The 8,521-nt window shown below is 76.8% G+C and carries 6 protein-coding genes; 5 read left to right on the forward strand and 1 reads right to left on the reverse strand.

The features are described 5' to 3' along the window. From PYV61_RS16100 to PYV61_RS16115, 4 genes are all read left to right on the forward strand, one after another. Positions 1-874 (forward strand): CsgG/HfaB family protein (locus PYV61_RS16100; RefSeq protein WP_275833412.1); only part of this gene is annotated, 874 nt, incomplete at its 5' end. Then, positions 871-2,082, forward strand: coding sequence for a hypothetical protein (locus PYV61_RS16105; RefSeq protein ID WP_275833414.1), 1,212 nt, complete (start codon positions 871-873; stop codon positions 2,080-2,082). The genes PYV61_RS16100 and PYV61_RS16105, both read left to right, overlap by 4 nt. A 10-nt stretch (positions 2,083-2,092) precedes the next feature. After that, the gene (locus tag PYV61_RS16110) at positions 2,093-4,390 is read left to right on the forward strand and encodes an Ig-like domain-containing protein (RefSeq protein ID WP_275833416.1); all 2,298 of its coding nucleotides are present in this window, start codon (positions 2,093-2,095) and stop codon (positions 4,388-4,390) included. 24 nt (positions 4,391-4,414) lie between these two features. Further along, a complete protein-coding gene (locus PYV61_RS16115; protein ID WP_275833417.1) occupies positions 4,415-6,466 on the forward strand; it encodes a hypothetical protein in 2,052 nt (683 codons plus the stop codon). 61 nt (positions 6,467-6,527) lie between these two features. Here the strand turns inward: PYV61_RS16115 and PYV61_RS16120 are convergent, their stop codons facing one another. Continuing rightward, positions 6,528-7,283 carry a CsgG/HfaB family protein gene (locus PYV61_RS16120; protein WP_275833419.1) on the reverse strand — a complete coding sequence of 252 codons (756 nt, stop codon included), beginning with the start codon at positions 7,281-7,283 and terminating at the stop codon, positions 6,528-6,530. 243 nt (positions 7,284-7,526) lie between these two features. On the opposite strand from PYV61_RS16120, the gene PYV61_RS16125 reads away from it, so the two are divergent. Then, positions 7,527-8,521 (forward strand): serine/threonine-protein kinase (locus PYV61_RS16125; protein ID WP_275833421.1); only part of this gene is annotated, 995 nt, incomplete at its 3' end.

Consider the following 8,521-nt stretch of genomic DNA (forward strand, 5'->3'; position numbering starts at 1 on the left):
CGCCGCGTCGCCCGACGTCGGCGTCGCCGTCGCCCGCGAGCGCACGCAGGCCGGCGCGCTCGCCCCCGGCGCGGTCCTCGGGATCCCGCCGTTCGCGGTCGCCGCCGCCGACACCGCGCTGGCGCCGCTCGGCTACGCCCTCGCCGACCTGCTCGCGACCGACCTGTCGCGCAGCAGCCGCGTCACGCTCGTCGAGCGCACGCGCCTCGGCGAGGTGCTGCGCGAGCTCGACCTGGCCGCGGCCGGGCGCGTCGACTCGGCCACCGCGCCGCGCGTCGGGCGCATCCTGCAGGCGCAGCGGCTCCTCGTCGGCTCGGTCGGCACGCTCGGCGACGCCAACACGCTGCGCCTCGGCGTGCGGGTGGCCGACGTGCAGAGCGGCGCCCTCGCCACCACGATCGACGCGCAGGCGCCGCTGGCCGACGTGCTGGCCGCCGAGAAGGCGCTCGCGCTCCGCCTGTTCGACGCGCTCGGGATCGTGCTCACCCCCGCCGAGCGGCGCGTGGTCGAGGAGCGCCCGACGCGCAACCTCGCCGCGCTGCTGGCCTACGGGCGCGGCGTGCAGCGGCAGCTCGACGGCGACTTCCGCGGCGCGGTCGACGAGTTCCGCCGCGCGCGCCGCCTCGACCCGAGCTTCCGCCAGGCGCGCGACCGCGGCGAGCAGGCGCGCTCGCTCTCCGAGTCGGGCGTCACGGCGGCGCGCGTGTCGGTCCCCGGGGTGCGCGCGGTGGACGCCGCCGTCGCGGGGACGCTCGACCGCATCAACCGCCCGCTCGACTTCATCACCTCGACGGTGCGCACCACCGGGAGCCCGGCCGACCCGGCGTTCCCGAGCACGGTGGCCACGGTCGTCATCCGGGTGACGCGCCCGTGACGCCCCGCCGCCTCCTCCTCCCGGCGCTCCTGACGCTCGCCGCACCGGCGCACGCCCAGGACCGCCTGCTCGGCCTGCGCGCCGCCGGCGCCGGCGCGACCTTCGAGACGCTGCGCCTCGGCGACGGCGTGCGGCAGGCGTCGCTGCTCGGCGGCGACTCGCTGCGCGTGCGCACCGTGATGCAGCTCTCCGTCCCCGTCACCGCCGTCACCCCGATCGGCGGCGCCTGGACGCTCGACGCCACGACCGTCTACGGGACGGGCGAGGTGGAGTACGACGACGCCGGCGGCGCGCGCCGCACGGCGACGCTCGCCGGCGTCAGCGACGTCCGGCTGCGCGCCACCGGGCGCCTGTTCGACGAGGCGCTGCTGGTCACCGTCGGCGCCAACGTCCCGACGGGGCGCACGGAGCTCGACGCCGAGCAGCTGACGGCGCTGCGCGCGCTGGCGGCGCCGGCGTTCGGGATGATCGCGCCGCCGGTGGGGCAGGGGCCGAGCGGCACGCTCGGGCTGCTGCTGGCGCGCCAGGCCGGCGGGTGGGCGCTGGCCGCCGGCGCCTCCTATGAATACCGCGGCGAGTTCGCCCCGGTCGCGGCGCTGGTCGCCGGCGCGCCGTCGGTCGACTTCCGCCCGGGGGGCGTGATCCGCGGCTCGCTCGGCGCCGACCGCCCGCTCGGCGCGCACCGGCTCAGCGTCGCCGTGTCGGCCGAGGTGTTCGCCGAGGACCGGCTGCGCGCCGGCGCCACGGCGACCGCCCCCGCGTCGGGGCTGGAGTTGGCGGCCGTGCAGCTCGGCCCCGTCGTCACCACCGACGTGCAGCTGCAGCTCGGCGCGCCGCGGCTGCGCGAGCTGGTGCTCTGGGGGACCAACCGGTGGCGCGCGCGCTTCTCGCGCGACGGCGTGACCGTCCCGGGCTCCAGCGGCAACTACCTCGACGGCGGGGTGCGCATGACCGCGCCCGTCACCGCGCGCACCGACGTCTTCACCGCGCTCGACGGGCGGTGGCACTCGGGGCTCGACCTCGACGACGCGCTCACCACCGCCGGCGTGTCGGGGGGCGCGCTGACGCTCGGCCTGTCGCGCGCCTTCGGGCCGGTGACGGTGCAGCCGTTCGCGCGCGGGCAGCTGGGGCAGCTGCGGTTCACCCGCCTCCCGTCGACGTCCTACGTCGGCGCCGCGGGCGGCCTCACGATCCTCACCCGCTTCTGAGGCCGCGGCCATGCGATCGCTCCGATTCCTCGCGGCCGCCCTGCTGCTCGCCGGCTGCGGCGGCGCCGCCGACCTGCTGAGCCCCGGCGGCAGGGGGCCGCTCCCCGCGCGCCTCGCCATCTCGGCGCAGCTCCCCGCGCTCCAGCAGACGGGGACGGCGTCGCTGCGCGTGGCGGCGACCTACGAGCGCGCCGACGGCTCGCAGGCGCCGCTCGCCACGCAGACCTTCCCGCTCACCGACGCGCGCACGCAGGACGTGCCGGTGCCGGTCGACCTCGGCCCCTGCCTCGGCGACGCGCAGCGGCGCGGCGGCGGCGCCGAGCAGACGTGCACCGTGCGGCTCACGCTCACGCTGCTGCTCGACGCGCGCACGCTCGACGAGTCGACGCTCGGGCCGCTCGTGCTGCAGCCGGGCGTCACCGTCGCGACGCCGACGGCCGTCACGCTCTACGAAGTGCGCACCGTTCGCGTCACGCCGCCCGCCGCCGCCGTGACGCGCCCCGACGGGAGCATCCGGCTGGAGGTGGGCGCGACGTCGGCGGTGACGGCGCAGGCGCTCGACCCGAGCGGCGCCGCGCTCCCCGGGCGCGCCGCCGTCTGGCGCACGAGCAACGCCGCCGCGGCCACCGTCGCCGCCGGCGCCGACGCCGCGACGGCGACCGTCACCGGCGTCGCGCCGGGGACGACGCGCGTCACCGCGACGGTGAACGGGCGCGAGGCGAGCCTCGACTACACCGTCGTGCCGCGCACCTCGGTGATCACGGTCGCCTCGGGCGGGACGGGGAGCGGGAGCGTCGTCTCCACCCCCGCCGGGATCGACTGCCGCATCGTCGCCGGGGCGACGCAGGGGGCGTGCAGCTCCGCCTTCCCGGGCGACGTGTCGGTGACGCTGCAGGCCGTGCGGCAGGGCGGCTCGGCGTTCGTCGGGTGGGGGGACGCCTGCGCGGGCGCCGCCGCGGCCGACCGCTGCACGCTCGCCGCCGACCAGGCGCGCACCGCGCGCGCGACCTTCGTCCCCGAGCGCACCGTCTCGGTCTCGAACGCCGGCGACGGCGCGGGGCTGATCGGGAGCGTCCCCGGCGGGATCGCCTGCCGCTTCGGGCCGGAGCCGAGCGGGACGTGCTCGGCGGCGTTCGCGGAGGGGACGAGCGTGACGTTCACCGCCGGCGCCACCGCCCCCGACGCCTTCCTGGGCTGGGTCGGGGCGTGCGAGGGGTCGACGTCGGCGACGTGCACCATCACCGTCGGGGCGACCGGCGGCGCGGTGGGCGCGCGCTTCGCGCGGCCGCAGTCGCTGACGGTGGACGTCGGCGGCACCGGCGAGGGGACGGTGAGCGGCGGGCCGATCGCGTGCGCGCGCAGCAACGACGTCACCGGCGGCACCTGCACCGCGACCGCCAGCGGCGCCGCCCCGATCACCCTCACCGCGACGCCGGCGCCGACCAGCACCTTCGCCGGGTGGACGGGGGCGTGCAGCGGGACGGGGACGTGCGTGGTGACGCTCGACCGGGCGCGCGGCGTGGGCGCGACGTTCACGCGGCGGCAGGTGACGCTCACCGTCGCCGTCAGCGGCGCGGGCGCCGGCACCGTGGCCGCGGCCGGGCAGGAGTGCACGCTGGGCGCCGGCGCCGGCTCGCAGAGCTGCGCGCTGCGCGTCGACGTCGGGCGCGCGGTGTCGCTGTCGGCCGCGCCGGCGACCGGCTCGCAGTTCGGGACGTGGAGCGGCGCCTGCGCGTCGAGCGGCGCGACGCCCGGGTGCACGGTGACGCTGGCCGCCGACGCGTCGGTCGGGGCGACGTTCGTGCCGGGCGCGGTGCGCGTCACGGTCGGCGGCGACGCCAACACCACCGGCGGCGGCGGCGTGTCGGGCGGGCCGTCCCAGCCGGCCATCGCGTGCGCGATCGCCGGCGCGAACGCGACCGGCGCGTGCGACGGGCTGGTGCAGATCGGCGCGACGGTCACCCTCACCGCGGCCCCCGACGCGAACAGCACCTTCGGCTCGTGGACCGGCGCGTGCGCCGGCACCGCGGGGCCGACGTGCACCTTCACGGCGCGCGCGGCCGCGTCGGTGGGCGTGCGCTTCCTGCGGCGGCAGGCCCAGCTCACCGTCGGCGTCGGCGGCTCGGGCGCGGGGACGGTGACCCTCAACGGCGCCCCCTTCTGCACGCTGGGGCCGACGCAGGGCACGACGACGTGCCAGCGCCTCGTCGACGTGGGCGGGAGCGTGACGCTCGCCCTGCAGCCGGCCGCCGGCGTGTCCGCGACCTGGGGCGGGCCCTGCGCGAACGTCCCGGTGTCGAGCCCGTGAACCTTCGCGGCGACGGGGACCAGCGTGAGCGTGCCGGTGGGCTTCGCGCTCATCGGCACCGTGAGCGTGCGCCCCGCCGCCGGCTTCACGGGCGGGGGCCGCGTGCAGTCGAGCGACCAGCGCATCGACTGCACGATCGCGCCGGTCACCGGCGCGTTCTCGGGGAGCTGCGACGCCGTGTACGCCGCGGGCGCGCCGGTGTCGCTGGCGCTCACGAGCTTCACCGCGCCGGGCTTCTACGGCGCGTGGTCGGGGCTCTGCACCGCGACGACCACGTCGTGCAGCTTCACGGCGAACGCCGCGGGCGGCACGGTGCGCGTCTCGCTCCCCGAGCTGGTGAACCTGAGCTACGACTGGACCGGGGCCGGCAGCGTGGCGACCGCCTTCTCCGACAGCGCGGGGCGGCTCGTGTCGTGCGCCGGCCTGCCGGCGAGCTTCCAGTGCACGGCCGTCGCGCCGGAGGGCTCGACGGTCACCTTCACCGCGACCAGCCAGTTCGCGGGGTGGTTCCAGGGGTGGACCGACGGGTGCGCCGCGGCCGGCACCGCGCCGACGTGCACGCGCACCGTCCCGTTCCGCACGGCCGGCAACCCGCCGTACGTGGTCGGCGCGCGCTTCGACTTCGAGGCGCTGGTGGACGTGAACGGCGGCGCCGGCACGGTGACGCTGCAGGGCGCCACGGGGCCCAACAGCGCGTGCACCAACGTCGGCCTCGGCACCACCAGCTGCTCGCTGCGCTCGCCGACGCGGACGGCCACCTTCGTCGCCACGCCGGCGGTGGGCAACGTGCTCGTCGGGTGGGACGGCTTCTCCTGCGTCGCCGTCGTCCCCACCTGCACCGTGGACGTGACGTCGGCGAGCGGCCGCGTCACCGCGACCTTCCAGGCGCAGGGGCCGGTGGGGCTCGAGTTCGACCGCGACCCCGCCGCCACCGGCGAGGGGCGCGTGATCACCTCGTTCGGCACGTGCAACCTGCCGCTCTCGGGACGCAACGGCGCCTGCTCGGAGGTCGCGCAGCTCGGCAGCACGCGCAGCTACACGGCGCAGCCGTTCGCCGGCAGCCAGTTCGTGGGGTGGGGCGGCCCGTGCGCGGGGCAGCCCGGCACGACGTGCCTGCTGTCGCCGGTCGTGCAGGGCGGCACCGTCACCGCGCGCTTCGACCTGACGCCGACGCAGCAGCTCACGGTGCAGGGGATCAACAGCATCGATCCGGGGAGCGGCACCGTCGCCTCGGCGCCGGGCGGGATCGCCTGCAGCATCACCGGCCCGACGGGGAACGGCGCGTGCGTGGCGGCGTTCACGACCAACGCGAACGTGAGCCTCACCCCCACGCCCGCGCCGGGGAGCGTGTTCGTGTCGTGGTCGGGCGCGTGCACCGGCTCCACGGTGCCGTGCGTGGTGCCGATGAACGGCCCGCGGACGGTGGGCGCGCTGTTCGACGCGTCGCCGGCGACGACGCTGACGCTCGCCTTCACGGGGCTGAGCAACACCAACGGCACGCTGACGGCGAGCAACGGGCTGTCGTGCACCGGCAACTCCGAGGCGCTCGCGGGGAACGGGTGCCCGCCCGGCGGCGGGAGCGTGTCGACCGGCCAACCGGTGACGGTCACGCCGAGCGCCTCCTCGGGCTCCGCGTTCGTCGGGTGGACCACGGGGCCGTGCACGGGGCTGTTCGTGAACCCGTGCGTGTTCACCCCGGTGTCGCCGACCACGGTGACGGCGCGCTTCGGCACGCAGGTGGTCGTCTCGGTCGAGGTCGAGCAGCAGGGGAACGCGAACCCCGGGACCTACGACGCGCGGCTGCTGGTGGAGACGATCCGCGACACGGTGTCGATCGTGGTCCCGCCCGTCCCGCTCCTGGTGACCGGGCCGTACCCGATGTACGCGGGCGACGTGGTGCGGTTCACCGCGACGCCGAGCACCGGGAGCTTCGCCGGGTGGGCGGGCGACTGCTCGTCGTTCGGGTCGAACCCGGTGTGCACGCTCACCATCACCCCGGGGACGTCGCAGGTGCGCGCGCGCTACTTCGGCGCGGGCGTGACGCTGAACCGCCGCCCCGCCGCACGCACACCGTGAACGACGCGGGCCCGGCGACCGATGTCGCCGGGCCCGCGTCGTGCCGCCCGTGGGCGCGGCGTCAGGGCGCCGGCGCGCGCTCGGCGGAGGCGAGGCGCACGCGCGCGCGGTCGAGCCCCGGGTCCTCCTGCAGCGCGTTCTTGTAGAGCGCGATCGCGCCCTGCGTGTCGCCGCGGTCCTGCTTCTCGAGCCCGCGGCTCATCAGCATCATCGCGCGGAACGAGCCGCCGGGCTTCGCGGCGGCGGGGGCGTTGCTCGCCGTGCGCGTCTGCGCGGCCTCGCCGCCCCCCGTCGGCGTGTTCACGCGGAACGGGATCGGCGGGAGCTTGAGCCCCGTGTTGACCTTGTTCCCGAGCTGGTCGATCAGCGTCAGCAGGTCGTCGGCCTTCCCGCTCACCGACTCGGCGTACTCGATGACGCCCGTCTCGGTGTTGATCGAGCGCGCCGTCATGCGCACCTGGCGCTTCGTGTCGACCATGACGAGCCCGGTCAGCATGTGGTGCACGCCGAGCAGCTTGCCGATGCGCACCGCCGTCTCGGCGTCGACGCGCCCGGAGGCGCCGAGCGTCTGCTCGTCGAGCAGCTTCTGGATGCGCTCGCGCTCGATGACGCGCACCCCGGGGTTGGCGGCGAGCGTGGAGACCATCATCTCGGCGACGCCCCTGTTCAGCGGCTCGAAGTCGGCGCGGTCCTTGAGCGCGCTGACCTCGAACGGGAGGACGGCGACGGTCGGGCGCCGGTCGGACGACTGGGCGTGCGCCGGGGCCGCGAGCACGAGGAGCGCGGCGGCGGCGAGGAGGCGGGGCGGGCGGGGCATCCGGGGACCTCGGGAAGGGGGGAGGGCCCCCCAACCTCGTCCCGGCCGGCGGGGACCGTCAATAGGTTGCGCGCCCACTTGCGGGGGAGTCCGGAAGGGGCGAGTTCGGGAGAGGCGAGTGCGGGGACGGCGAACTCGGGGAGGACGAACCCGGGTACCGCGCGTTTCCGCCCCGGCCGCCGTCGCTTCACCCGCTCTCGCATCATCCGAGTTCGCCCCACCCGAGTTCGCCCCACCCGCCCCATGTCCAAGATCTGCCCCGTCTGCGGCACCACCTACTCCGACGCCAACGCCTTCTGCCCCGCCGACGGCACCACGCTGCGCGCGGCGGAGGTGACGGCGGACCTGATCGGGTCGGTGGTCGCGGACCGCTATCTGGTGACCGACCTGCTGGGCGAGGGCGGGATGGGGAAGGTCTACCTCGCCCGCCACGTCCGGCTGCCGCAGCAGGCGGCGATCAAGGTGCTGCGGCACAACATGCTCAAGGACGCCGCGGCGGTGGCGCGCTTCACCCGCGAGGCGGCGAGCGCGAGCCGGATCGACCACGACCGCGTGGCGCGCGTCTACGACTTCGGCGAGACCAGCGACGGCACGGTGTACCTGGCGATGGAGTTCGTGCCGGGGCGCTCGCTCAAGAAGCTCCTCTCCGACACCGGGCCGCTCGAGCCGCGCCGCGCCGCGACGCTGGTGCGCCAGATCGCCGAGGGGATGGACGCCGCGCACCGCCTCGGGATCGTGCACCGCGACCTGAAGCCCGACAACGTGATGGTCGTCGAGGACGGCGACGGCGCGGAGCGGGTGAAGGTCGTCGACTTCGGGATCGCCAAGGCGCTCGGCGCCGACGAGGGGGGGGCGGGGCTGACGCAGGCCGGCTACGTCGTCGGCACCCCCGAGTTCATGAGCCCCGAGCAGCTGCTCGGCGGGCAGATCGACGCGCGCAGCGACGTGTACGCGCTGGCGATCATCGCCTACCAGTGCCTGACCGGGAGCTTCCCGTTCGACACGACGACGCCCGAGCGCGTGATGGCGGCGCGCCTGACCGAGGCGCCGCGCACGCTGGCGCAGGCGCAGCCGGCGATGCCGTGGCCGGACGCGGTGCAGGCGGTGCTCGACGCCGGGCTGTCGCGCGACGTCGAGGGGCGGCCGGCGAGCGCGGGGACGTTCGCGCGCGCGCTGGCGGAGGCGATCGAGGGGTGGCGCCCGGCGTCGCCCGGGATGCGCCCGCTCGTGACGCCGCG

The organism is Roseisolibacter sp. H3M3-2, assembly GCF_029211165.1.
In the GTDB taxonomy this organism is placed as follows: Bacteria; Gemmatimonadota; Gemmatimonadetes; order Gemmatimonadales; family Gemmatimonadaceae; genus Roseisolibacter.